This window comes from Dactylosporangium sp. NPDC050688, assembly GCF_040654515.1.
Classification (GTDB): domain Bacteria; phylum Actinomycetota; class Actinomycetes; order Mycobacteriales; family Micromonosporaceae; genus Dactylosporangium.
Window position 1 is genome coordinate 1 of sequence record NZ_JBFAIC010000030.1, and the last position, 24,822, is coordinate 24,822.

The following is a 24,822-nucleotide window of genomic DNA, read 5'->3' on the forward strand; positions in this document are numbered from 1 at the left end:
CTGCACCACCCGCACCACACCACCTCCTCCAACCCGACACCCGGCAGTATCACCCCCGGCGACGCGGCCCGGCGACGCGGCCCGGCGAGGCGGCCCGGCGAGGCGGCCCGGCGAGGCGGAACAACCTGGTGGATCCCTGCAACCCGGTGGATCCCTGTCGTGCTGACGTCACCAATCCACCGGGTTGGCGGAACCGTCCCCGCCGAAGGCGCCGAACAAGCGAAGCGCTCCGCAGCAGCGCTGTTCACGCGTACCACCTGCGGCTGGCAGGACGGCCAACAGGCTGGCCGGGTTGCGCTGGGCGCGGCACGTGCCCTCCTCGGGCTTCAGCAGCCGCACGACATCGGCGACGGCGAGGCTGGCGTCCGTCGCCGATGTCGTATGGGACCGGCCGGCAGCAGGGCGGCGGTTGCGGCGATCGGGTGCTGGCCGTCTGAACGGGCGGGCGGGCGGCAGTGTCGGGCACATGATCGCGGGAGGGTGGGGTGAGGGGTTAGCGTCCCGGGCATGTTCGGATTCGGCCGGAAACCCGGCGCCAACGCGGTCACCGCTCGCGGGGAGATCGCCCACGTCGACTTCGGTCTGCAGAGTGTCGACCAGCACGGGCAGACGCGGGCGGCGAGTTACACCGTCGGGGTGCACGTGTTTCCCGACGGGGCGGCGCCGTTTCTGGCTTCGATCAGGGTGAAGCTGCGGGGGACGGCGGGGCCGATGATCGGGGAGGAGACCTGGGTGCGCTACCAGCCGAAAGACAGGGAGCGCATCGACTTCGACCGGGACCGGATCAAGCTGCGGGCATACGACCGGGTCAGGGCCAACCCGGGGCTGAAGCTGGTCGTGGACACCCTCTACACGCACGGCGACCCGCCGGTCAGCGTCATCGCGACCGCGCGCTGAAGACCCGGCGTAAGGCGGCGGCCAGCCGAAGACCGTCGGCCGGCCAGCCGCAGGCCGGAGCGCGACCGGTCACAGCCACCAAAAAAGCGAAGAACGAAGAGCGAAAACAGGCCGCTACGACAGCGACTTGGCGACCTCGGCGGCGCGGGCGGCGGCGCTGGCCTTCATGTCGCGCTTGAGCTCCTGCGGCAGGGAGAAGACCAGCTTCTCCTGGGCCGTGGTGATCTCGGCAACGTCGGTGAAGTCGCGGGCGGCCAGGTGGTCGAGGACCTCCATGACCAGCTCCTCGGGGACCGAGGCGCCGGAGGTGACGCCGACGGTGGTGGCGCCGGCGAGCCACTCGTCCTGGATCTCGGTGGCGTAGTCGATGAGGTAGCCGGCGCGGGCGCCCGCGTCGACGGCGACCTCGCGGAGGCGCTGCGAGTTGGACGAGTTCTGCGAGCCGACGACGAGGACGACGTCGCAGCTGGGGGCCATGGCCTTGACGGCGTCCTGCCGGTTGGACGTGGCGTAGCAGATGTCGTCGCTGGGCGGGGACATCAGCAGGGGCAGCTTGGTCTTGAGCCGGGCGACGGTCTCCAGGGTCTCGTCGACCGAGAGCGTGGTCTGGGAGAGCCAGACCACCTTGGACGGGTCGCGGACGGTGACCTTGTCGACGCCGTCGGGGCCGTCGACCAGCTGGATGTGGGCCGGGGCCTCGCCGGCCGTGCCGATGACCTCCTCGTGCCCCTCGTGACCGATGAGCAGGATGTCGTAGTCCTCGGCGGCGAACCGGCGGGCCTCCTGGTGGACCTTGGTGACCAGCGGGCAGGTCGCGTCGATGGCCTTGAGCGAGCGGGCGGCGGCCTGCTCGTGGACCTCGGGGGCGACGCCGTGGGCGGAGAAGACGACGGTGGCACCCTCGGGCACCTCCTCGTTCTCCTCCACGAAGATGGCACCCTTGGCCTGCAGCGTGCCGACGACGTGCTTGTTGTGCACGATCTCCTTGCGGACATAGATCGGCGCGCCGTAGAGCTTCAGCGCCTCCTCGACCGTCTGGACGGCACGGTCGACACCGGCGCAGTAGCCGCGGGGCTTGGCGAGCAGGACGCGCTTCGAACCAGTCACCCCGCCATGGTACGTGCCCCCACCGACAACATCCCCCGCCGCAGAAACGGCAGCGTGCCGGCGCAGGCCGCGAGCAGCGCGCAGCCGCCCGCCACCGCGGCCAGGGTCGCCCACGGCATGACGAGGGTCACAGGCGCGCCGATCTCGTCCTGCAGCCCGGCCCGGGCCTCGAACAGCGCCGGCACGGCCACGGCGAGGCCCAGGGCCACGCCGAGCACGACGGCGAGGAGTGACTCGACGACCACGACGCGTATGGTCTGGCCGGCCGTCGCGCCGGTGCGGTGCAGGGTGACGAGCTCCTGCCGCCGGGCGTGGGTGGCCATGAGCACCGTGTTGGCCACCGCGAGGGCCGTGTAGCCGACGGAGATCCCGAGCAGCACCGCCAGGAACAGGTCGATCAGGTCGTTCTCGGCGGATGCCTCGCGTTCGACATACGCGCGGGCGGTCATCGCGGTGGCGCCCGGCGACGGCACGAACGGCCCCGACAGGTGCACGACCGGGGTCAGGGCATTGGGGTCGTGCCGGCGGACCAGGTCCCGGGGCAGCTCCATCGCCGACAAAGGTGATGAAACCGCCGAAACCGTCAGCATGTGTACCGTGCCGTCGGCGAACCGCAGCGGCACCTCCTGGCCGGCGCGCAGACCCAGCGCCGGCGGGGCCGTGAACGCCGTGCCGGTGCCGACCGCGGAAACGGGCTCGCCGGACGGCAGGTACACGACGGTGGGCAGCGACGACGCGCCCGGCTGCAGGCGCACGGCGGCCTCCGACAGGCCCGGCACGGCGGAGGAGCCGGCCGCGACCGTGGTGGCCGGGATGGCCGCCGCGTCCTCGATGTCGACGGCCTCCGAGGCGGTCTGGAACGTGCCGACCAGCAGCACCGCGAAGCCGACCGCGGCGAGCACCGGCGCCGCGACGGAGGCCAGCCGCCGCGCGGCGACCGCCGCCGCGCCGCGCACCAGGACGCCGGTGGCGCCCCGGCCGGCCGGCAGCAGCCGTACGAGTGGCACGACGAGGACCGGGGCGAGCAGCGCGGCGGCGACCAGCAGCGTCATCGCCGACAGCAGCACGATCGTGGGCTTGTCCTGGGCGGTAGCGCCGGGCAGCAGCAGCGCGAGGCCGCCACCGCCGAGGGCGGCGAGCACGCCGGTCACCCAGCGGGTGCGGGTCATCGGGCGCTGCTCCACGGCCGCGTCGCGCAGCGCGTCCAGCGGGGACACCCGGCCGGCGCGGCGCGCGGACAGCCACACCCCGGCGGCGCCGACGACGAGCCCGGCGAGGACCGAGCCGCCGAGCGCCCACCAGGACAGGCCGACGGTGAACCCGGCCGGCTCCAGCCCGACGGCCACGAACGGGCCGGCCAGCAGCGGCGCGGTGAGCGCGCCGAGCAGCGCGCCGGGCACCCCGGCGACCAGGGCGACCAGGACGATCTCGGTCAGCAGCAGCCGCCGGACCTGCCCGGGGGTGGCGCCGACGGCGCGCAGCAGGGCGAGCTCGCGGCGGCGGGACGCGACGGCGAACGCGCACGTCGAGGACACCACGAACACGGCGACGAACCCGCCGACGAAGACGGTGGCGATGATGAGCTGCGCCCCGATCCACCGGGTCCGGGTGTCCCGCTCCCACTCCACCGCCGAACGCGCGTCACCGGTCAGGACGGTGCCCAGCGCCCCTGCGTCGAGCGCGGCCGAGGCGCCCGGAGCGAGGCGCACGCCCATCACCCGTACACCATCCGCCAGGGCGACCGCGGTGGCGTCGTCGACGTAGAGGCCCGGCCCGTCGCTCACCCCGGTGACGGTCCAGGTCACGGGGCCGGCGGCGGTGAGCACGGGCAGCGTGGACCCGACCGGCACGCCCGCCGCGACGGGCACGACGACCTCGCCGGAGGCGGCCGGTGGATTGCCGCCGCGGATGGTGTACCCCCCGAGCCCGGCCGACGACCACGACTGCCCAACGTGGACGGCGCCGGAGGGGTCACCGACCGGCTCGCCACCGACCAGCCGCTGCGCGTAGAACGTGCGGACGGGCACCGCGGACAGCACGCCGGGCGTGGCCGACAGCCGGCGCACGAGCGTGTCGAGCTCGTCCGGCGACCACGGCCGGTACACCGGGAAACCACCGTCGCGGGGCTCGAACCTCGGCGACGCGACCACGGCGTCGGCGGCCGCGAGGTGGTCGGGGACGCGCGGCTGGGCGGCGGCCCACAGGGTGAGGCTGCCGGAGATGACGGCGACGCCGAGCAGCAGCGCCACGAACGTGCCGAGGAACCCGGCCCACCGGTGCCGGATCGATGCGAGGGTCATGCCGTCACCTCCGCTGCGCTCCGGCGCCGGCCTGACCGAAGAACTGCGCCCATGATGTCCGGCTCCTCGCTCCGCTGCGGGCCGGTCATGACAGCGCCGCCATCCGGGTCGCGATCTGCTCGGCGCCGCGCGGCTCGGGCAGGTCCTCGACGATCGCGCCGTCGGCCAGGAAGAGCACCCGGTCGGCGTACGCCGCGGCGAGCGGGTCGTGGGTGACCATGACGACGGTCTGGGCGTGCCGGTCGACGGCGGCCCGCAGCAGCCGCAGCACCTCCCGCGACGCGGTCGCGTCCAGGGCGCCGGTCGGCTCGTCGGCGAACACGACGACGGGCCGGGTGGCGAGGGCGCGGGCGATCGCGACCCGCTGCTGCTGGCCGCCGGACAGCTCGCCCGGCCGGTGCCCGGCCCGGCCGGCGAGGCCGACCTCGGCGAGCATCGCCTCGACCTGCCCGGGCGCGGCGCGCCGGCCGGCCAGGCGCAGCGGCAGCTCCACGTTCTGCGCCGCGGTCAGCGCCCCGACCAGGTTGAACGCCTGGAACACGAAGCCGATCCGGTCGCGCCGCAGCCGCGTGCGGGCCTTCTCCCGCAGCGGGCCGAGCTCGACGCCGTCGACAAGGACGCGGCCCTCGCTGACCCGGTCGAGGCCGGCCGCGCAGTGCAGCAGGGTCGACTTGCCGGAGCCGGACGGGCCCATCACGGCGGTGAAGCTGGCCGGGGCGAAGCCGACGCAGATGCGGTCGAGGGCGGTCACGGCCTGCTCGCCGGTGCCGAACCGGCGGGTGACCCCGTGCAGCTCGACGGCCTGGCGGGTGTGCAATGTCGTCGTCACCCCACTGAGCCAACCGGTCCGCGGGCGCCGGCACAGTCGCGCTGCGGGGACAGTCGGAGGTAACGCCAGCCTTACCGTCCCCGGGCCGCGGTGGCGGTAGCCTCACCGGCGTGCAGGTCCGATCCGCGTTGGAGTCGCTGACGCTGCCACCGGCGAAGTTCCTGACCTCGTCGTGGCCGTGGCGGTCGCTGCTGTACCTGGGCAGCGGCGCCGTCCTGGGCATCGCCACCGGCGCGGCGCTGGTGGCGCTGATGCTGTTCGGCGTGGCCCTGACGCTGGCCGTGGTCGGCCTGGCGGCGCTGCTGGCGTTCGCGCTGTCCGGGATCGCGGTCGCGCGGATCGAGCGGTGGCGGCTGCGCCTGGTCGACACCGTCGCGCTGCCGGACCAGCACCGTCCCGTCGCCAAGCCGGGCCTGAAGGCGTGGGTCGGGACCCGGCTGCGGGAGCAGGCGACCTGGCGGGAGCTGGGGTACACGATCGTGCTCACGTCGATCCTGACCTGGCTGGACCTGATCGTGTTCGGCGGCGCCACCTGGACGGTGACCGCGCTGCTGTGCGGGCCGGTCTACATCAGCGACGAGCCGCTGTACATCACGATGGCCGGCAGCGCCGCCGGGCTCGTGCTCGGCGTGGTCGCGCTGTACCCGGTGACGGCCTGGGCGGCGGCCCGCGCGGCGATGACCCGCTCGATCCTGGCGCCGCGCGCCGAGCAGGACCCGCAGCTGGTCGAGCTGACCCGGTCCCGGGCGCGGCTCGTCGACGCGTTCGAGGTCGAGCGCCGCCGCATCGAGCGCGACCTGCACGACGGCGCGCAGCAGCGGCTCGTGGCGCTGAGCATGCAGCTGGGCCTGGCCCGCCTGGAGCTGCCGGACGGTTCGCCCGCCGCCGATCCGGTACGCCGTGCTCACGACCTCGCGAAGGAGGCGCTCGCGGAGCTGCGTGAGCTGATCCGGGGCGTACACCCGAAAATTCTCACGGACCGGGGACTCGCGGCGGCCGTCCGGGAGGTCTCCGACCGCGCGCCGCTGCCCGTCGACATCGACATCGCCCTGCCGGCGCGGCTGCCCGGGGCGGTGGAGGTGACCGCGTACTTCGTCGTGGTGGAGGCCCTGGCGAACGTCGCCAAGCACAGCGGTGCGAGCCGGGCCAGGGTCGTCGCGTCGGTCGCGTTCGACCGGCTCACCGTGCAGATCCGCGACGACGGGCGGGGCGGCGCCGACCCGGCCCGCGGCACCGGCCTGGCCGGCCTCGTCGACCGGGTCGCCGCCGTCGGTGGGACCGTCGCGCTCGCCAGCCCGCACGGAGGGCCTACGGTGGTCCACGTGGAGCTGCCGTGCGGGTCGTGATCGCCGAGGACGGAATCCTGATCCGGGAGGGGATCGCGGGCCTGCTGCGCCGCTTCGGCCATGAGGTCGTCGCGGCCGTCGGCACCGCGGACGAGCTCGTCGCGGCGGTCCGCTCGGCGCGCCCCGACCTGGTGGTGACCGACGTGCGGATGCCGCCCGCATTCACCGACGAGGGGCTGCAGGCGGCGATCACCCTGCGGGCGGAGCACCCTCTGCTGCCGGTGCTGGTGCTGAGCCAGTACGTGGAGCAGACGTACGCCGCCGAGCTGCTGGACTCCGGCCGCAACGGTTACGTCGGGTACCTGCTGAAGGACCGCATCGGTGACGTGACGGAGTTCGTGGATGCCGTCGACCGGGTCGCGGCCGGGCACACCGTCGTGGACCCGGAGGTCGTGATGCAGCTGCTGGGCCGCCGCCGGGATCCCCTGCAGCGGCTGACGCCACGGGAGCGCGACGTCCTGGCGCTCATGGCCGAGGGCCGCTCCAACGCGGCGATCGCCCGGGCCCTGGTGGTGTCGGAGGCCGCGGTGTCCAAGCACATCAACAGTCTGCTGGCGAAGCTCGACCTGCCCCCGGACGAGGATGACCACCGCCGGGTGCGGGCGGTGCTGACGTACCTGCGCGGCTAGGGTGTCTGGATGACCACGCCCGGACCGTCCTCGGCCGCCGCCGCCTCGCCGGGCGCCGCCGGGGCTGCCGCGGTCTCTTCCGCAGACGCGCCGTGGCCGGTGCGGGTGGTGTCGCAGAAGATCGGCGCCTGGATCGGCCGGCTCGGCTGGATCTGGGTCGACGGCCAGGTCGCGCAGATCACCCGCCGGCCGGGCACCAACACCGTGTTCCTGACGCTGCGCGACCCGTCCGCGGACCTGAGCCTCACCGTCACCACCAACCGCGACGTCGTCGACCTCGGCGCGCCCGGGCTCAGCGACGGCGCCCGGATCGTCGTGCACGCCAGGCCCGAGTTCTACGCCGCCCGCGGCTCGCTGAGCCTGCGCGCCGACGAGATCCGCCAGGTCGGCCTCGGCGAGCTGCTCGCCCGGCTCGAGCAACTCAAGAAGCTCCTCGCCGCCGAGGGCCTGTTCGACCGGGCCCGCAAGCGGCGGCTGCCGTTCCTGCCCGCCAAGGTGGGCCTGATCACCGGCCGGGCCAGCGCCGCCGAGCGCGACGTGCTGACCAATGCCCGGCGCCGCTGGCCGGCCGTCGAGTTCCGGGTCGTCAACGTCGCCGTGCAGGGCACGTCGGCGGTGCCGCAGATCATCGACGCGCTCGCCGTCCTCGACCGCGACGAGACGGTCGACGTCATCGTCCTGGCCCGCGGCGGCGGCTCGACCGAGGACCTGCTGCCGTTCTCCGACGAGGCGCTGTGCCGGGCCGTGTTCGCGTGCCGGACCCCGGTCGTGTCCGCTGTCGGGCACGAGACCGACGTGCCGCTGGTCGACTTCGTCGCCGACGTCCGCGCCTCGACGCCCACCGACGCGGCGAAGCGGATCGTGCCCGACCTCGCCGACGAGTTCCGCCTCATCGGGCAGGCCCGGCAGCGCCTCGACCGGGCGCTGCTCACCCGGCTCGACCGCGAGCAGCAGCGCCTCGACGCGATCCGGTCCCGCCCGTCGATCGCCCGGCCGCTGAGCATGATCGAGCAGCGGGCGGCGGACGTGACCCAGCTGCGCGACCGGGCCGCGCGCAACCTGAGCCACCGCCTCGACCGCGCCGGCACCGAGCTCGCGCACACCCTCGCCCGGCTGCGGACACTGTCGCCCGCGGCGACGTTGCAGCGCGGGTACGCGATCGTCCAGCGCGCCGACGGCGCCGTGGTCCGCGCCGCCGCCGACGTGTCCCCTGGCGAGGCGCTGCGGATCCGGCTGGCGGAGGGCGAGTTGGCCGCGACCGCTGCCGACCCGGCCGCCGGGGACGCAGAGGGCCCGGCCGCGGGAGGCCCAGGCGGCCCGGCCGCTCAGGGCGCCACCGCTCCAGCCGTCGCGGAGCAGGCCGCCGCTCCCGGAACAGCCGCAGGGCGGCCCGCCGCCGGTACAGCCGCCACCACCGGCCCGAAGCGGGCCGCGCCCAAGCGGGCCGCGCCCAAGCGGGCCGCCGACGTCTCACAGGAGTGACGTGTCCCAGCGCATCCAGGACTACATGCTCGCCAGCGCCGTCCGTGGCCGGGAGGTGGTGCGGGCGGGCCCGTTCACGGTGACCATCAGCGCCCACGACCCGCTGGTCTACATCAACTACGCGATCCCCGCCGCCGGCGCTGACCCGACCCCGCAGGACATCGCCGCGCTGGAGGAGGCGTTCACCAGCCGGTCGCGGACGCCGCGGCTGGAGTACCTGCCCGGCCTGGCCCCGCTCGTCGAGCCCGCGCTCGTCGCCGCCGGCTTCACCGTCACCGACCGCCTGCCGCTGATGGAGTGCCCGCCCGGCGCCGAGGTCAACCAGCCGCTGCCGGACGGCATCGAGCTGGTCACCCCCGCCACCGAGGACGAGTTCCGCGACATGGTCGCCGCGCAGCACGAGGCGTTCGGCGAGCCGCCGCCGTCCGCCGAGCACGTCGCCAAGGCCCGCGCGAGCGGCAACATCCACCTGTTCGCCCGCACCACCGACGGCGAGCCCGCCGGCGGTGGTGCCGCCGTTGCGGTCAGGGACGGCATCAGCGAGGTCGCCGGCATCGCGGTGCGCCCGAAGTTCGAGCGCTGCGGCGTCGGCGGCGCCATCACCCTGCACCTGACCCGGGCCGCCCGCGCCGCCGGCGCCGGCCTCGTCTACCTGACCCCGGCCGGCGACGCCCAGGAGCGCGTCTACGCCCGCGTCGGCTACCGGCGCACCGACTCGGTGCTCTTCCTGACGAAGGAGACCTCGTGACCGACCTGTCCTACGAGCAGGCCCGAGCCGAGCTTGCCACGGTCGTGGAGAAGCTCGAGTCGGGCGGCACCACGCTCGAGGAGTCCCTCGCCCTGTGGGAGCGCGGCGAGGAGCTCGCCGTCATCTGCCAGCGCTGGCTCGACAACGCCCGCGCCCGCCTCACCGCCGACCGCGGCTGACCCGCGGCGGCCCGGCCGCGCACCGCACACCGGCAACGCGACGCCCGCGAGGGCGGCCCGGGTCAGCGCAGGGACGCGGCCAGGCGCTGCAACTGCGAGTCGGTGGCGCGGCCGAAGATGATGACGGTGCGGCCGCCGGTGGTCTGGATCAGGGCGCGCTCGCCGGGGCGGCCGTCATTGTGCCGCTGCCAGTCGGTGCCGTTGATCGAGACCGGGTCACCCGCCTTGCCGCCGGCGCCGATGATCGACGGGACCAGGGTGGCGGCGGGCTGGGCGCTCTCGACGAGTTGCATCGCGCCGTCGGAGGGGGCGGTCACGCCGATGCGCAGGACGCCGTCGGTGAAGGTGGCGGAGGCGATCCGCCAGCCCTGCGGCAGGTCGGTCGGCTTGAGCGGGGTGAACTGGCCGGCGCGCCCGACCGAGCCGTACACCTCGGTCGTGTCGACGGCAGGCGGGTCCTCGTGGCCGAGGTAGCGGTAGAAGCCCACGAGCAGGAACACCGGCACCAGCAGGACCAGCATCGACAGCGCCATGTCGCGCGGGCGCCGGCCGGCGCGCTCGGAGGCGGGTGCGGCAGCGTCGGGAGCAGCGGTTTCCACCCTCCCATCGTGAACCATCCGATGGAAGATGCCACAACCGGCCGGTGCGCGCACCGCAGGGCTGTGGCGCCTGCCACGATGAAGGTGGCCCGCCCGCCCACGCAACGCCGCGCGAGGAGAGCACACATGAGTCGTGAGATGGACCGGAATCTGGCCCTCGACCTGGTACGAGTCACGGAGGCCGCAGCGATGGCCGCCGGGCGGTGGGTCGGACGGGGCGACAAGAACGGCGGTGACGGCGCGGCCGTCGACGCGATGCGCCTGCTGATCAACTCGGTGCCGATGCAGGGCGTCGTGGTGATCGGCGAGGGTGAGAAGGACAACGCGCCGATGCTGTACAACGGCGAGCAGGTCGGCGACGGCACCGGGCCGGAGGTGGACGTGGCGGTCGACCCGGTCGACGGCACCACGCTGATGAGCAAGGGGATGCCCAACGCGGTCGCGGTGCTGGCCGTCGCCGAGCGCGGGGCGATGTTCGACCCGAGTGCCGTGTTCTACATGGAGAAGCTGGCCGTCGGGCCGGACTACGCCGACGTGATCGACATCAACGCCGGCGTGGAGGAGAACCTGCGGCGCATCGCGCAGGCGAAGCGCTCCAGCGTGTCGGAGGTCACGGTCTGCGTCCTGGACCGGCCCCGGCACAAGCAGCTCATCCAGGAGGTGCGGCGGACCGGGGCACGGATCCGGTTCATCTCCGACGGCGACATCGCCGGGGCGATCAGCGCCGCCCGTGAGGGTTCGGAGACCGACGTGCTCATGGGCATCGGCGGTACACCGGAGGGCATCGTCGCCGCCGTGGCGCTGAAGTGCATGGGCGGGGCGATCCAGGCGAAGCTGTGGCCGCAGGACGACGCCGAGCGCGAGAAGGCCGTCGCCGCCGGCCACGACCTCGATCGCGTGCTGCACACCGACGACCTGGTCAGCGGCGACAACATGTTCTTCTGCGCGACCGGCGTGACCAGCGGCGACCTGCTCAAGGGCGTCCGCTACCGGCGGGGCGGCGCGGAGACGCAGTCGATCGTGATGCGCTCCCGCTCGGGCACGATCCGGGTGATCGACTCGTTCCACCGGCTGGAGAAGCTGCGCGCCTACTCGCTGGTCGACTTCGACGGCACCCTGCCGCCGCTGGCCATCGAGGCGGAGGGCGCGCTGCCCAGCACCGACTGAACGGCCTCGTCGACCGGCGTGTGGGTCAGGCCGAAGGTCGCGGTGACCCGCGAGGAGTCCAGCACGAACGGTTTGACGTGCTGGTGGCGCACCTCGCGGAACTCCTTGGCGAACCTGTCGGTGAGCCCGGCGGCCCACACGGCCGGCAGCGGGTAGGAACGCAGGCGCGGGGCGGGCAGGCCGGCGATGCGGGCGACGGTGCGCAGCAGTGACCGGCTCGTCATCGGCGGTGGCGACGGCACGTGCCACGCCCGCCCCCACGCCCGCTCGTCGGTCGCGAGGGTGATCAGGGTCTGCGCGACGTCGCCGATGTACGTGTAGCTGTGCGGCACGTCCAAGGCGCCGGGCAGCCATACGGTCTTCCCGGCCCGCAGCGCCGGCAGCGCCATCTCGATGACCGACGAGGTGGGGCTGATGTAGTCCGACGCGCGGGCCTCGAAGGTGCGGATGCCCGCGGCCAGGGCCTCCTGCCACATCGCGACACGGACCCGGCCCTTGCGCCCGGTGGCCGCGAGGGGCGTGTCCTCGGTCATGGGGCGGTCGACGCGGCCGTACCCGTACAGGTTGCCGGTGATGGCGAGGACCGCGTCGTTCGCCGCGGCGGCGTCGACCAGAGCCCGGTTGATCGGCGGCCAGTCGGTGGGCCAGGCGTGGTACTGCGGGTTGACGCAGTTGTAGATGACGCTCGCGCCGGCCGTGATCGTGCGCAGCGCGGCCGCGTCGGCGGCGTCGGCGGCGACCCGCTCGATCAGCGGGTGCGCCGGCCCGCCGCCGGAGCGGCTGACGATCTTGACGGGCTCACCGTCCGCAGCGAGCCGGGTGGCGATGATGGTGCCGACCGCGCCGGCGCCGACGATGACCTGCATGACTGCCTCCAGTACGAGAACTTCGAGAGCACTGCTCTCTCAGTAGAGCATGGGTCGCTGGCACAAGCAAGAGCAGTGCTCTCTGTTGTGAGCATGCGACCATGTACGGCATGAAGGCGACCAACATCCGGGCCCGCGTCCGCGCGGAGATGACCGAAGAGATCAAGCGCATCGCCCGCCGGCACCTGGCCACCGACGGGGCGAACCTGTCGCTGCGCGCGGTGGCCCGCGACCTCGGCGTCGTCTCCTCGGCCATCTACCGGTACTTCGCCAGCCGCGACGAGCTGCTGACGGCGCTGATCCTGGACGCGTACAACTCCCTGGGCCAGGCGGTCGAGGACCGGGAGGGCGCGGTCGCCCGCGACGACCTCACCGGGCGCTGGATGGCGGTCTGCGACGCGGTGCGGGACTGGGCACTGCAGCGGCCGCACGAGTACGCGCTGATCTACGGCAGCCCGGTCCCCGGCTACCAGGCGCCGCAGGACACCGTGGCCGCGGCCACCAGGGCGGTCACCGTGCTCGGCACGGTCATCCAGGACGCGGCCGTGGCGCGGCGGGTCCGGCACGACCCGTTGGAGACGCTGCCGGACAAGGTGGCGCAGGACGTGCGCCGGGCCGGGTCGGTGATCGCGCCGGACGTGCCCGACGCCGTGACCGCCCGCGCGCTGTCGGCCTGGGTGACGCTCTTCGGGCTGGTGAGCTTCGAGCTGTTCGGGCAGCTCAACAGGGTCGTGGAGCACCGCGACGAGTTCTTCGCCCACCAGATGCGGGCCCAGGCGAGGTTCGTGGGGATCTGACGGTCACGGGGTCGGCAGGCCGAAGCCGACGGTCGTGCCGTTGCCCTCGACCGACTCCAGGGCGATCCAGCCGCCGTGCGCCTCGACGATCGCCTTGCTGATCGCCAGGCCGAGCCCGCTGCCCTTGATGGCCCGCCTCTGGGCGTCGGCGGTGCGGAAGAAGCGGGTGAACAGCAGGCCCTGCTCGTGCTCCGGGATGCCGACCCCGGTGTCGCGGACCCACACGACGACCTCGCCGTCGCGTTCCCGGCCGGTGACGGTGATCGAGCCGCCGGGGTCGGAGAACTTGACGGCGTTGGTCAGCAGGTTGAGCACGACCCGTTCGAGCTGCTCGCCGTCGCCCTGCACGACCGGGATGTGCTCGTCGATGTCCAGGGTGACGTTGAGCCCGGCGGTCTCCACCGACGGCCGGATGGCCTCGTACGCGGCGTCGATGATGTGCCTGACCTTGACCGGGCCGACCGACAGCGTCAGCGTGCCGGACTCGATCCGGGAGAACGTGAGCAGGTCCTCGATCAGGTCGAGCAGCCGGCGGCCGTTGCGGTCGATGATGCCGACGATCTTGCGTTCGGTCGCGCCGAGGGAGCTGGCGTGCGCGTCGGCGAGGATCTCGGTGTACCCGCGGATGCTGGTCAGCGGGGTGCGCAGCTCGTGGGAGACGGTGGCGACGAACTCGCTCTTGAGCCGGTCGAGCTCCTGCAGGTCGCTGTTGGTGCGGGCGAGCTTCGCCGCCTGCCGCTGCAGCGCCTCCTCGGCGCGGCGGCGGTCGGTGACGTCGGCGATCTGGTGCACGACGTGGTGCGCGCCGTTGCGGGAGCCGCCGATGAGCGACGCCGAGTACTGCCCCCACAGCGCGCCGCCGCCGGCGCGGCACAGCCGCAGCTCCTTGCTGACCTTCTCCGCCTCGCCGGCGACCAGGCGTTTCATCGTGTCCGCGACGATCGCCCGGTCCTCCTCGGCGACCATGTCGGGCAGCAGCTGCGCCGGTTGCAGGCCGGTCATGCGGGCCAGCTCCTGGTTGACCTGCAGCACGCGGCCGTCGAGGTCGGTGACGGCCATGCCGACCGGGGCGTGGTCGAACGCGGCCCGGAACGTCTCCTCCGCGCGGCGCTGGTCGGCGGCGAGGCGCTGCTGCGACAGGGCGTGCTGCACGGCGGAGCCGAGCCGGCTGAGCCGGTCCTTGAGCAGGTAGTCCACCGCGCCGTGGCGCAGCGCGTCGACGCACGACTCCTCGCTCATCGCGCCGCTGACCACGATGGCCGGGATGTCGTACCCGCCGATGCGCAGCATGTGCAGCGCCTCCAGGGCGTTGAACTGCGGCAGCGAGTAGTCGGCGAGGATCACCTCGGGCCGTCCCGCCGGGTCGTCGAGCGCGGCCTGGAAGTCCTCGCCGGACTCGACCCGCCGCCACTCGGGCGCGAAGCCGGCCCGCCGCAGCTCGAAGACGAGCATCTCGGCGTCGTCCGGGCTGTCCTCCAGCAGCAGGATCCTCATGAGTGCGCGTCGGTCAGGTTCAGGCCCAGCCAGTACCCGCCGATGCTGTTGACGGCGGACATGAACTGCTCCATGTCGACGGGTTTGACGATGTAGCTGTTGGCCCCGAGCTCGTAGCAGGCATGCAGGTCACGGTCCTGCGCCGACGAGGTGAGCATGACGACGGGGATGTGCCTGGTGCGCCGGTCAGCCTTGACCCGGCGCAGCACGTCGATGCCGTCGACCAGCGGCAGCTTGATGTCGAGCAGCACGACCTGCGGCGGGTCCGCCGCGCCGGGGCCGAACAGGTAGTCCAGCGCCTCGGCGCCGTCGCGGGCGACGTCGACGCTGCGGGCGAACCTGCCCCGTTCGAACGCGAGCCGGGCCAGCTCCAGGTCGTCGGGGTTGTCCTCGACGAGCAGGACCCTGTGCGACAGCGGTTTCACCCGCCCACCTCCAACAGCGTCGGTACCGTGTGCTCGAAGGCCGGAAGGGTGAAGTAGAAGGTGGCGCCCTCGCCGGGCGCCGCGTCGGCCCAGATCTGGCCGCCGTGCCGCTGCACGATGCGGTGCGTGAGGGCCAGCCCGATGCCGGTGCCCTCGTAGTCCTCGGCCCGGTGCAGCCGCTGGAACACCTTGAACAGCTTGTCGGCGTAGCGCATGTCGAAGCCGGCGCCGTTGTCCTTGACGAAGTAGGTGGCCTCGCCGCCGGCGGTCACCCGGTGCCCGACCTCGATGCGGGCCGGGGACACGTCCCGGGTGTACTTCACCGCGTTGCCGACGAGGTTGGCCACGACGTGCCGGATCAGCCGCGGGTCGCCCTGCGCGTCGGGCAGGTCCCCGACGGTGAGGACGATGTCGCGGGTACCGCGGTCGACGCTGAGCTCGTCCCACACGTCGGCGACCAGCTGGTCGACGTGCACGCGCAGGCTGGCCAGCTCCTGCCGCTGCAGCCTGGAGAAGGCGAGCAGCCCGTCGATCAGGTCGCCCATGTGCTGGGCGCCCGCGCGGATGCGGCCGAGGTACCGCCGCCCCTGCTCGTCCAGCGCGTCGCCGTGGTCCAGGGCGAGCATCTTGGCGAAGCCGTCGACGGCCCGCAGCGGCGCCCGCAGGTCGTGCGAGACGCTGTAGGAGAAGGACTCCAGCTCGGCGTTGGCCTCGCGCAGGTCTGCGGTGCGCTCCGCGACGCGCAGTTCCAGCTCGGCGTTGAGCTGCTCGACGGCCAGCTCGGCCGCCTTGCGGTCGCTGACGTCCTGGCTGACCTTGACGAAGCCGCGGACCGAGCCGTCGGGGTTGCGCACGGCGGTGAGCAGGCCGTGCGCCCAGAAGCGGCTGTCGTCGCGGCGCACCCGGGGGCCGTCGATCTCGACCCGGCCCCGCTGCGCCGCCTCGGCCAGGATGCGCTGCGGCAGGCCGGCGGCGGCGTCCTCGGCGGTGAAGAACTTCGCGTACGAGTGGCCGATGACCTCCTCGGCGCGGTACCCCTTGAGCCGCTCCGCGTTGGCCGACCAGCTGACGATCAGCCCCTGCCGGTCGAGCATGTAGATGGCGTAGTCGCGGGCGCCGTCCAGCAGCAGCTGCAGCAGCTCCTCCGAGGCGCGGACCTTCTCATCGGCGTCGTGCAGCTCGGTGATGTCGCGCAGGACGGCGACCGCGCCGTCGGGGCCGTCGTGCCGGGCCAGGTTGCGCAGCCGCACGTCGAGCCGGCGCCCGCGCACCCCCAGCTCGGCCTGCGCCTCCTGGTGCCGGCGGACCAGGTCGTACAGCGGGAACGGGGTGGTGCCGCCGGCCTCGTGCACCTCCAGCAGCTGCGGCCACCACCCCGGCGGGTGCCGGTCGATGTCGGGGCCGAGCAGCTCGCGGGCGGTCGGGTTGACCCACATGGCGGCGCCGCCGGCGTCGAAGACGACCACGCCGTCGCCGATCGTGTTCATCACCGCGGACAGCAGGGTCGCCTGGCGCCGCAGGTCGGCGGTGGCCTGGGCGACCCGGTCCTCGGCCCGGCGGCGCGACGTCGCGAGGGTGTAGACGAGCAGCGCGGTGACGAGCGTGAGCGCGAGCCCGCCGAAGAGCATGCCCTCGTCGAGGTGGCCGTCGGCGCCGATCAGCGCCGTGCCGTCGGTGCCGGCCGCCAGCTGCCACTGCTGGTCGGCGACCTGCACCAGGACGGTCCGGCGCAGGTCGCCCGGGCCGGCGCCGCGCCGTTCGAGGCGGGCCATGGGCCGCCACGCGTTGTCCTCGACCGCGGACAGCGTCACGTGCTGCAGCTCGCGGGACGGCTGCAGCATCGTGTCGGTGAAGAAGTCCTGCATCCGCACCGCCATCTCGACGAAGCCGCGCAGCTCGCCGGTGTCGCGGGCGAGGACCCGCTGCAGGAGCACCACCGCCTGCTGCTGCCGCTGCGCCGGCAGGCCCGCGTCGCGCAGCAGCACGTACGGGTCGGAGATGGCGGGCAGGCCGACGCGCTGCGCGCGCTCCAGCGCCGCGGTCGCCGCCGGCGCCGAGGTCAGGTCCTGCCCGACGGCGTCGTCGACCGCGTCGCCGGTGAGCGGGCGCTGCAGCACGGTGAAGTAGTGCCTGGTGTCGCCGGCGCCGGGGCGCAGGGTCAGCCCCGTCGCGCCGCGGGCCCGCCAGTCGGCCTGCGCGGCCGCGACGGACGGGTCCGGCACCGCGACGACGAAGTCGATCGAGGCGGCACCCGGCAGCCACAGCCGGCCGAGCGGGGCGGTGGCCGTGGCGAACGACGCGGCGTCGATCTCCGGCAGGGCCTCCAGGCTGCCGGCGATCAGCTGGACCGCGTCGACGTAGCGCTGGGCGGTGGACGCCACCGACTCCTGCGCCGCGGCGACCCGCCGGTCGAGGGCCTGCCCGGCGTTGTCCAGCTCGACGCGGCGCATCAGCAGCCCCGCCCCGCCGGAGACCAGCAGGCCGAGGAGGACCACCCCGAACACCTGGAGACGGACGCCCACCACGCATCTCAGATCGGCGGTGCTCTCAAGTTATTGAGGAGTTGCTCATCCGTTGTCGGAGGAGTGCCCGGGGAAGAGATGGGCGGCCGGGTCGATGATCACGGCGGCGTTGTTGACGGCGGTCGCGGCCTCGCCGAACCCGACCGCGATCAGCCGGACCTTGCCCGGATACTCGCTGATGTCGCCGGCGGCGAACACCCGCGGCAGGTTGGTCGCGGTGGTCGAGTCGACCTTGATGTGGCGCTTGTCCAGCTCCAGGCCCCAGCCCGCGAGAGGGCCGAGGTCGGCGGTGAAGCCGAGGGCGGCCACGACCGTGTCCGCGGGCAGCGTGCGCGGCCCGGCGCCGCGGACGGTGACCTCGACGCCGGTGCAGCGCCGGGCGCCACCGTCGCCGGCCCCGTCACCGGCATGGATGCGGGTGACCTCGGCGTTGACGATGATCTCGATCGGCAGCGCCTGCACGCGGGCGACGGTGGAGGCGTGCGCGCGGAACTTCTCCCGGCGGTGCACCAGGGTCACCGACCTGGCGACGGGCTGCAGGGCGAGGGCCCAGTCGAAGGCGGAGTCGCCGCCGCCGACGATGACGACGTCGTGGCCGGCGAGGTCGGCCAGGTGCGGCACGAAGAAGACCAGGCCGGTGCCGGTGAAGCCTTCGGCGGCGGGCAGCGGGCGGGCCGTGAAGCTGCCCAGGCCGCCGGTGATGAGCACGGCACCGCAGCGCACCACGGTGCCGTCGGAGAGGGTGAGCACGGGCCGGTCGCAGTCGTAGGCGAGCCCGTCGGCGCGCACGCCCAGCAGGTACTGCGGGTGGAACGGGGCGGCCTGCTCGACCAGGTTGGCCACCAGGTCCCGGCCGCGGATGCCCGGGAAGCCCGCCACATCGAAGATCATTTTCTCCGGGTACATGGCCGTGACCTGCCCGCCGGGCTCCGGCAGGGCGTCGATCACCGCCGTGCTGAGCCCCCGGAAGCCGGCGTAGTACGCACCGAAGAGGCCGGCCGGTCCCGCGCCGACGATGGCCAGATCGACTTCCCTCATATGGGAACGCTATGCGGCATCGGTGCCGATGGCCAGAGGATCGTCGGAGCGCCGCGGGCGCCGGCGGCGGAACAGCACCGCCGCGACGAGCCCGCCGATGAACCCGCACAGGTGCCCCTGCCAGGAGACACCCTCCTCGCCGGGGAGCACGCCGAAGAGCTGCCAGCCGTACAGCAGCCCGATGAGCACCCCGACGGCGATGTGCCACCAGCTGCGCTCGACGACGCCCCGCATCAGGATCACCCCGAGGTAGCCGAAAATCACCCCGCTGGCGCCGACGACCACGGTGTCCGGGTCGCCGATGAACCACACCCCGACCCCGGCGACGAGCGCGATGAAGGCCGTGGTCAGCAGGAAGCGGGTGGTGCCGGCGGCGAGGACGAACGTGCCGAGCAGGATCAGCGGGATGCTGTTGGCCAGCACGTGCCCGAAGCCGGCGTGCAGGAACGGCGAGAACAGGATGCCGTCGAGCCCGTCGAGGTGGTGCGGCCGGATGCCGCCGTCCTGGTCGAGCCGCTCACCGGTCAGCCGGTCGAGGAACTCGATCGCGAACAGCACCGGCACGAACGCGCACATGGCGACGAAGGCCCTGCCCACGGAGGCGTAGAAGGCCTCCGTGCCGAAGCGCGTGGGGTCGGTGTGGCGGGTCTCGTCGAGAGTCACGCCACTGTGGTAACAGGTCCGCGGCGAACCCGCCACCCGTGCTCGACGCGGTGGCGGGTTTGCCGGGATATGTCAGTACCAGCCGCTGGACTGGCTGTGCGCCCAGGCGGCGCACGGCGTCTTGTAGCGGCCCTTGATGTAGTTCAGGCCCCACTTGATCTGGGTCTCGGGGTTCCACGACCAGTCGCCGGCGACCGAGGCCATCTTCGAGCCGGGCAGCGCCTGGGGGATGCCGTACGCCCCGGAGCTCTTGTTCTTCGCCGTGGTGTTCCAGTGGCTCTCCTTGTCCCAGAGCTTCTCCAGGCAGGGGCCCATCTGGTCGATACCGAAGCCGGCGACGTGCAGCAGCCCGCAGCCGCGCCACTTGTTGTCGTTCTTGCCCTTGTAGATGTCGCACGCGGCGGGGATCGGGTAGGTCGGCGGGCCCAGGGTGCGCGTGACGGACCGGCTCGCCTCCTCTTCCTTCTTCTTGCGCGCGGCGTCCTCGGCGGCCTTGGCCTGCGCGGCGGCGGCCGACGCGGCGTCCTGCGCCTTGCTCTGGGCGGCCGCTTCCGTGCTGGGCTGCGCCGAGGCACCGGGGTCCGGCGCGCTGCCGGTCGCCCGCGGCAGGGCGGCGTCGGCGGCGGTGTTGACCGGGTCGACCTTCTTGCCGCTGTCCCACGTGGCGACGACCACGCCGGCGGCGAGGGCGGCGACCAGCGCGAGGACGGCGAGGGCGCGGATCTTGCCGACCCGGCGCCACAACAGGGTCACGACGTCCATGGCTAATACCACCCTGTGCTCTGGCTATGACCCCACGCGGCGCACGGCGTCTTGTACCGGGGCTTGATGTAGCCGTTCAGGCCCCACTTGATCTGCGTTGTGGCGTCGGTCTCCCACAGTGGCCCGTAGGCGGCCATCTTCTTGCCGGGCACCGCCTGCGGGATGCCGTGCGCGCCGCTGCTGTTGTTGTGGGCCTTCGGGTTCCACCCGCTCTCTTTCGTCCACAACTTGTCCAGGCAGGGCATCTGGTCGAGGCCGAACCCGGCGGCGAGCAGCTCGGCGCAACCGGTGTTGCGGTGACCCTTGTACACGTCGCACGAGGCCGGAGCGGGGTAGGACGGCGGGCCCGCGGAACGGGTGGACCGGCTCGCCTCCTCTTCCTTCTTCTTGCGCGCGGCGTCCTCGGCGGCCTTGGCCTGCGCGGCGGCGGCCGACGCGGCGTCCTGCGCCTTCGTCTGCGCGGACGCCTGGTCGGACGAGGCCGGCGCGGCGGACGGGCTGGCGCCCGACCGCGGGAGGGAAGCGGCGTCGGCGGCCTTGACCGGCTCTGCCGTCGCGTTGTGCTGGGTCTGTCGGTCGGCGATCACGTAACCACCGGCGAGTCCCGCAACCAGTACGAGAACCGCGAGTGCCCGGACCTTGCCGACCCGCTGCCACAGCCGGATCACGAAGGTATCCATTCGTCGGGGACATGGCTCGGTGCACGGCCCGGACGGGCATCCGCTGCGCTGAGCGGACACCCCGTCCGGGCCGGTGACGCACCGTGAGCGCCTGATGCCGAGATGCTTGGAAGCTGGCCGGCGTCACGCGCTCGTCCCCCACCATCGCTTAGTGCATTCGTGGGTGAGAACCCAAACGGTACCTTCTGTGATCTTAATCACGTGACAATTGGGACTCTTTTCCTCAAGTCACCGCTCGAACGTGAGGTCCTCCAGCAGGTCTGTGACAACTTCGGCGATCGGTGAGCGCTCCGACCGGGTCAAGGTCACGTGCGCGAAGATCGGATGACCCTTGAGCGCCTCGATCACCGCGGCGATGCCGTCGTGCCGGCCGACCCGCAGGTTGTCACGCTGAGCAACGTCGTGGGTCAGCACGACCCGCGAGTTGCTGCCGATGCGCGACAGCACGGTCAGCAGGACGCCGCGCTCCAGCGACTGCGCCTCGTCGACGATCACGAACGCGTCGTGCAGGCTGCGGCCGCGGATGTGGGTCAGCGGCAGGACCTCGAGCATGCCCCGGGCCGCCACCTCCTCCATCACGTTGTCGTGCACCAGCGAGCCGAGGGTGTCGAAGACCGCCTGCGCCCAGGGCGACATCTTCTCCGCCGCGTCGCCGGGCAGGTAGCCCAGTTCCTGGCCGCCGACCGCGTACAGGGGGCGGAAGACGATGACCTTCTTGTGCTTGCGCCGCTCCATGACCTGCTCCAGGCCCGCGCAGAGGGCCAGCGCGGACTTGCCCGTGCCGGCCCGGCCGCCCAGCGAGACGATGCCGATCGACTCGTCCAGCAGCAGGTCCAGCGCGATGCGCTGCTCGGCGGAGCGGCCCCGCACGCCGAACGCCTCCCGGTCGCCGCGCACCAGCCGCACCGACTTGTCCACGCAGACCCGGCCCAGCGCGGAGCCGTTCTGCGAGGTCAGGACCAGCCCCGTGTGCACCGGCAGGTCGCCGGCGCCGTCCAGGTCGAGCGCCTCACCCGCGTACAGGCGCTTCACCTCGTCCTCGGCCACGCCCAGTTCGACCATGCCCGTGTAGCTCTGGTTGGTCGCCGGCCCGGGCTGGTACTCGTCGGCGGCCAGGCCGACCGAACCGGCCTTGACCCGCAGCGGCATGTCCTTGGTGACCAGCAGGACGTCCTTGCCCTCGGCCGCCAGCGCGAGCGCCACGGCGAGGATGCGGGCGTCGTCGGTGTCGGCCCGGAAGCCGGCCGGCAGCACGTTCTGGTTGGCGTGGTTGAGCTCGACCCAGAGGGTGCCGCCCGCGTCGGTCAGCGGCAGCGGCTGGTCGAGCCGGCCGTGCTTGGCCCGCAGGTCGTCCAGGAACCGCAGCGAACGCCGCGCGAAGTAGCCGAGCTCGGGGTGGTGCCGCTTGCCCTCCAATTCGGAGATGACGACCAGGGGCAGGACCACGTCGTGCTCCCCGAAGCGCAGGAACGCGCCGGGGTCGGCCAGCAGCACCGACGTGTCCAGCACGAACGTGCGGCGCGCGGGGGCGGCCTCCCGCTTGCGGGTGCGGCGGACCGGCGCGGCGGTCTCCGCCTGCGGGTCCTCCGGTTGGACGGCCTTGGTCGCGCGTTTGCGCGGAGCGGGGGTGGGCTCAGAGGGACTGCGGCGAACGGTCACGGGATCTCCGGGGACGGGCACCTCGCCGCCCGCACTCGCGTCCTCCGACGCCCGCACGGGGTCGGGTGCTTGGCCCCGTGGCTTCACAGTGATCGCTCGGTCCGGGCCTCGGATGGCCGGGAAAACCCCAAGCCACAGCACAGACGCTAACCGCTGCGCGCGGAATCCACTAGATCGAGTCGTCGATTGCCCCGCTTGTGAGGTACGCCCCTGCCATCCACACGGAATGCAAAATGTTCAGTACGCTGAGAACATGGCGGCCCCAGACACTGCACGCTCCCGCGCGGCCATCCTCAAGCTGACCGCTGAGCGGGCCGGGCACTGCGCCTTCTTCTTCGACTTCGACGGCACCCTCGCCCCGATCCAGGAGGACCCGGAGACGGTCCTGCCGGCCGCCGGCATCGTCGAGATCCTCGCCGAGGTCAACCGCCGCCTCGGCAAGGTGGTCATCGTCTCCGCGCGCCCCGCCGACTTCCTGCGCCAGCGCTTCGCGGCCCTGCCCGACGTGGCGGTCTTCGGCCTCTACGGCCTGGAGGTCCAGCGCCCCGGCGGCCTGGTCGAGACCGACCCGAGCGCCGCGCCCTTCGTGCAGGTCATGAGCGACCTGGCCGGCCGCGCCCGAGCCGAGCTGCCGGCAGGCACTCGGGTGGAGTACAAGCGGCTGTCCGTGGCCGTGCACTACCGCAACGCCCCGCACCTCGCCCCCGAGGTCGAGCAGTGGGGCAAGGAGCGCGCCAGCGAGCTGGGCCTGCGTCTGCAGGCGGGCCGCATGGTCCTGGAGCTCAAGCCCCCCGGCCAGCGCGACAAGGGCAGTGTCCTGCGTGAGGAGACCGAGGGCCACAGCTGCGCCTGGTACTTCGGCGACGACGTCGCCGACCTGCGGGCGTTCGACGCGCTGAAGGCCCGCCAGGAGGCCGATCCCGACTTCGTGGGGGTCCGGGTGGCGGTGGCGAACGCGGAGAGCGGCCACGCCCTGATCGACGCGGCCGACATCCACGTCGACCGCCCCGAGGACGTCCCGGCCCTGCTGCGCGCGCTCCTCGACCAGGCCCCCTGACGGACGTCGCTCCACCGACCGGCCGGCCTCGCCCCTCGACCGGGGGGCTTCCAGCGCCTCGATCACGCCTCGCGCAGCTCCAACAGCGATCGCGGCAGCCCAGCACTCCGACTGGCACGCCCGGCCGTTCATCCGGAACCGGACGCCCACCGCCGACCAACCCGGTTACGACCGCAATCCGAGCCGCCCAAACAGTGATCGCCTGACGGCGTCGATCACGATCCCCACACTGCAAACCGCGACCTCCCGGCCTCGATCGCGGCCTGCCCACCCCAAACAGCGATCGCCACACCCCGCCGACAGCAACCCGCACCCCGCCGACAGCAACCCCGAACCCCGAACCCGAGCACGACCCGCACCTCGAACCGCGGCCTCCGGTCCTGATCGCGGCCTGTGCTCCGGCCACGAACGTTCACGGTGCTGACCAGGCCGTTGCCCGGGTGGCTGTCGACGCCGGCCCACTTATGATCTTGTCCAGTTGATCGAAGTCGCGTCGTGGTCGTCCGGGCGACCGGGACGCGACTTCGATCGCCACACTGGACCGGGCGGCGACTTGGATCACCATGGTGGACCGGGCGACCACCATTGCCCGCGCTAGCGCGGAAGCTGCCGCGCCCCCGGCGCAGGCAGTGCGAGCGCAGCGAGCATGGGGGGTGCGGGGTGGGAACCCCCCGGCGCGGCGGCGTCAGCCGCCGGTGAGGAAGTACAGCTCAGGCCCCGTAGCGGCGCTGGCGGTTGGCGTACGAGCGCAGGGCGCGCAGGAAGTCCACCCTGCGGAAGCTGGGCCAGTGCACGTCGCAGAAGTAGAACTCCGAGTGGGCGCTCTGCCAGAGCAGGAAGCCCGACAGCCGCTGCTCGCCGCTGGTGCGGATGACCAGGTCGGGGTCGGGCAGGCCGCGGGTGTACAGGTGGTCGGAGATGTGGTCGACGTCGAGGATCTCGGCGAGCTCCTCGATGGAGGTGCCGGCCTTGGCGTGCTCGTGCAGCAGCGAGCGGACCGCGTCGGCGATCTCGCGCCGGCCGCCGTAGCCGACGGCGAGGCTGACCTGGGCGCCGCCGGTGCGGTTGACGGTGCGCTCCTCGGCGGCCTTCAGGGACTGGGCGCTGGCGGTGGGCAGCAGGTCCAGGGCGCCGACCATGCGCAGCTGCCAGGGGTTGCCCTCGGCGGCGAGCTCGGCGGCGAGGTTCTCGATGATCTGCAGGAGCGGGTCGAGCTCGGCGGAGGGGCGGGAGAGGTTGTCGGTCGACAGCAGCCACAGCGTGACGTGCGCGACCGTGGCGCCGTCGCACCAGCGCAGGAGCTCCTTGATCCGCTCGGCGCCGACGCGGTGGCCGTCGTTGGGGTCGACGTAGCCCATCTCGCGCGCCCAGCGCCGGTTGCCGTCGACGATGACCCCGACGTGTCGCGGCTGAGGTTTGCCGTGCAGCCGTCGGGCGAGACGCTGCTCGTACAACGAATACACCACGTCACGCAGGCCCACGGTCGAGAAGAGTAGCGACCTACCGGGCAAAGCGACACCGTCAGCCGTGCACCGGACAGTGCTGAACGGCGGGTGCGTGGGCGGCCGATCTGCCG

The 24,822-nt window shown here is 73.1% G+C and carries 22 protein-coding genes and 1 pseudogene; 9 read left to right on the forward strand and 14 right to left on the reverse strand.

Features of this window, described 5'->3' with window-relative positions:
* Positions 1–507 precede the first annotated feature (507 nt).
* On the forward strand, positions 508–897 hold the full coding sequence (locus AB0H83_RS26295) for a hypothetical protein (protein ID WP_360098884.1): 390 nt from the start codon (positions 508–510) through the stop codon (positions 895–897).
* Positions 898–1,011: 114 nt separating this feature from the next.
* Here AB0H83_RS26295 and AB0H83_RS26300 read toward each other — a convergent pair whose 3' ends face one another.
* The 3 genes from AB0H83_RS26300 to AB0H83_RS26310 form a co-directional block, all read right to left on the reverse strand.
* Complete coding sequence (locus AB0H83_RS26300) at positions 1,012–2,004, reverse strand: 4-hydroxy-3-methylbut-2-enyl diphosphate reductase (RefSeq protein WP_360098886.1); 993 nt, start codon at positions 2,002–2,004, stop codon at positions 1,012–1,014.
* Positions 2,001–4,304, reverse strand: coding sequence for an ABC transporter permease (locus AB0H83_RS26305; RefSeq protein ID WP_360098888.1), 2,304 nt, complete (start codon positions 4,302–4,304; stop codon positions 2,001–2,003). Before AB0H83_RS26305 ends, AB0H83_RS26300 begins: the two co-directional genes overlap by 4 nt.
* An 85-nt stretch (positions 4,305–4,389) precedes the next feature.
* Positions 4,390–5,133: an ABC transporter ATP-binding protein gene (locus AB0H83_RS26310; RefSeq protein WP_360098890.1), complete on the reverse strand. Its 744-nt coding sequence runs from the start codon at positions 5,131–5,133 to the stop codon at positions 4,390–4,392.
* Between the two features lie 110 nt (positions 5,134–5,243).
* On the opposite strand from AB0H83_RS26310, the gene AB0H83_RS26315 reads away from it, so the two are divergent.
* The 5 genes and pseudogenes from AB0H83_RS26315 to AB0H83_RS26335 all read left to right on the forward strand — a co-directional run bounded on the left by AB0H83_RS26315 (position 5,244) and on the right by AB0H83_RS26335 (position 9,517).
* Complete coding sequence (locus AB0H83_RS26315) at positions 5,244–6,479, forward strand: sensor domain-containing protein (RefSeq protein WP_360098892.1); 1,236 nt, start codon at positions 5,244–5,246, stop codon at positions 6,477–6,479.
* Positions 6,467–7,108, forward strand: coding sequence for a response regulator transcription factor (locus AB0H83_RS26320; protein ID WP_360098894.1), 642 nt, complete (start codon positions 6,467–6,469; stop codon positions 7,106–7,108). Before AB0H83_RS26315 ends, AB0H83_RS26320 begins: the two co-directional genes overlap by 13 nt.
* Positions 7,109–7,117: 9 nt before the next feature.
* Positions 7,118–8,368: pseudogene (gene xseA / locus AB0H83_RS26325) on the forward strand (exodeoxyribonuclease VII large subunit); the annotation flags it as partial.
* A gap of 223 nt (positions 8,369–8,591) precedes the next feature.
* Entirely contained in the window at positions 8,592–9,338 is a 747-nt protein-coding gene (locus AB0H83_RS26330) for a GNAT family N-acetyltransferase (protein ID WP_360098896.1), read from the forward strand.
* A complete protein-coding gene (locus AB0H83_RS26335; RefSeq protein WP_033358379.1) occupies positions 9,335–9,517 on the forward strand; it encodes an exodeoxyribonuclease VII small subunit in 183 nt (60 codons plus the stop codon). Before AB0H83_RS26330 ends, AB0H83_RS26335 begins: the two co-directional genes overlap by 4 nt.
* A 62-nt stretch (positions 9,518–9,579) precedes the next feature.
* Here AB0H83_RS26335 and AB0H83_RS26340 read toward each other — a convergent pair whose 3' ends face one another.
* Positions 9,580–10,116 (reverse strand): DUF4245 domain-containing protein, encoded by a 537-nt coding sequence (locus AB0H83_RS26340; RefSeq protein WP_360098898.1) that lies wholly within the window; start codon positions 10,114–10,116, stop codon positions 9,580–9,582.
* 126 nt (positions 10,117–10,242) lie between these two features.
* On the opposite strand from AB0H83_RS26340, the gene glpX reads away from it, so the two are divergent.
* A complete protein-coding gene (gene glpX, locus AB0H83_RS26345; protein ID WP_360098900.1) occupies positions 10,243–11,283 on the forward strand; it encodes a class II fructose-bisphosphatase in 1,041 nt (346 codons plus the stop codon).
* On the opposite strand, the gene AB0H83_RS26350 is transcribed toward glpX, so the two are convergent.
* Positions 11,205–12,149: an NAD-dependent epimerase/dehydratase family protein gene (locus tag AB0H83_RS26350; RefSeq protein ID WP_360098902.1), complete on the reverse strand. Its 945-nt coding sequence runs from the start codon at positions 12,147–12,149 to the stop codon at positions 11,205–11,207. The genes glpX and AB0H83_RS26350 overlap by 79 nt on opposite strands.
* Before the next feature lie 110 nt (positions 12,150–12,259).
* Here AB0H83_RS26350 and AB0H83_RS26355 point away from each other — a divergent pair, with 110 nt between their 5' ends.
* Complete coding sequence (locus AB0H83_RS26355; protein WP_360098904.1) at positions 12,260–12,946, forward strand: TetR/AcrR family transcriptional regulator; 687 nt, start codon at positions 12,260–12,262, stop codon at positions 12,944–12,946.
* 3 nt (positions 12,947–12,949) lie between these two features.
* On the opposite strand, the gene AB0H83_RS26360 is transcribed toward AB0H83_RS26355, so the two are convergent.
* The 8 genes from AB0H83_RS26360 to AB0H83_RS26395 all read right to left on the reverse strand — a co-directional run bounded on the left by AB0H83_RS26360 (position 12,950) and on the right by AB0H83_RS26395 (position 22,189).
* Entirely contained in the window at positions 12,950–14,440 is a 1,491-nt protein-coding gene (locus AB0H83_RS26360) for an ATP-binding protein (RefSeq protein WP_360098906.1), read from the reverse strand.
* Positions 14,437–14,865 carry a response regulator gene (locus tag AB0H83_RS26365; RefSeq protein ID WP_360098908.1) on the reverse strand — a complete coding sequence of 143 codons (429 nt, stop codon included), beginning with the start codon at positions 14,863–14,865 and terminating at the stop codon, positions 14,437–14,439. Before AB0H83_RS26365 ends, AB0H83_RS26360 begins: the two co-directional genes overlap by 4 nt.
* Positions 14,862–17,387 (reverse strand): PAS domain S-box protein, encoded by a 2,526-nt coding sequence (locus tag AB0H83_RS26370; RefSeq protein ID WP_360098910.1) that lies wholly within the window; start codon positions 17,385–17,387, stop codon positions 14,862–14,864. Before AB0H83_RS26370 ends, AB0H83_RS26365 begins: the two co-directional genes overlap by 4 nt.
* A gap of 45 nt (positions 17,388–17,432) precedes the next feature.
* Entirely contained in the window at positions 17,433–18,425 is a 993-nt protein-coding gene (locus AB0H83_RS26375) for an NAD(P)/FAD-dependent oxidoreductase (protein ID WP_360098912.1), read from the reverse strand.
* Between the two features lie 9 nt (positions 18,426–18,434).
* Positions 18,435–19,088 (reverse strand): rhomboid family intramembrane serine protease, encoded by a 654-nt coding sequence (locus AB0H83_RS26380; RefSeq protein ID WP_360098914.1) that lies wholly within the window; start codon positions 19,086–19,088, stop codon positions 18,435–18,437.
* A gap of 72 nt (positions 19,089–19,160) precedes the next feature.
* Positions 19,161–19,850 carry a lytic transglycosylase domain-containing protein gene (locus AB0H83_RS26385; RefSeq protein ID WP_360098916.1) on the reverse strand — a complete coding sequence of 230 codons (690 nt, stop codon included), beginning with the start codon at positions 19,848–19,850 and terminating at the stop codon, positions 19,161–19,163.
* 2 nt (positions 19,851–19,852) lie between these two features.
* Positions 19,853–20,518, reverse strand: coding sequence for a lytic transglycosylase domain-containing protein (locus AB0H83_RS26390; RefSeq protein ID WP_360098918.1), 666 nt, complete (start codon positions 20,516–20,518; stop codon positions 19,853–19,855).
* 240 nt (positions 20,519–20,758) lie between these two features.
* Positions 20,759–22,189, reverse strand: coding sequence for a PhoH family protein (locus AB0H83_RS26395; protein WP_360098920.1), 1,431 nt, complete (start codon positions 22,187–22,189; stop codon positions 20,759–20,761).
* Between the two features lie 253 nt (positions 22,190–22,442).
* On the opposite strand from AB0H83_RS26395, the gene otsB reads away from it, so the two are divergent.
* A complete protein-coding gene (otsB, locus tag AB0H83_RS26400; RefSeq protein WP_360098922.1) occupies positions 22,443–23,246 on the forward strand; it encodes a trehalose-phosphatase in 804 nt (267 codons plus the stop codon).
* Positions 23,247–23,956: 710 nt separating this feature from the next.
* Here the strand turns inward: otsB and AB0H83_RS26405 are convergent.
* Positions 23,957–24,727, reverse strand: a complete 771-nt coding sequence (locus AB0H83_RS26405) for an isoprenyl transferase (RefSeq protein ID WP_360098924.1) — start codon at positions 24,725–24,727, stop codon at positions 23,957–23,959.
* Positions 24,728–24,822 lie beyond the last annotated feature (95 nt).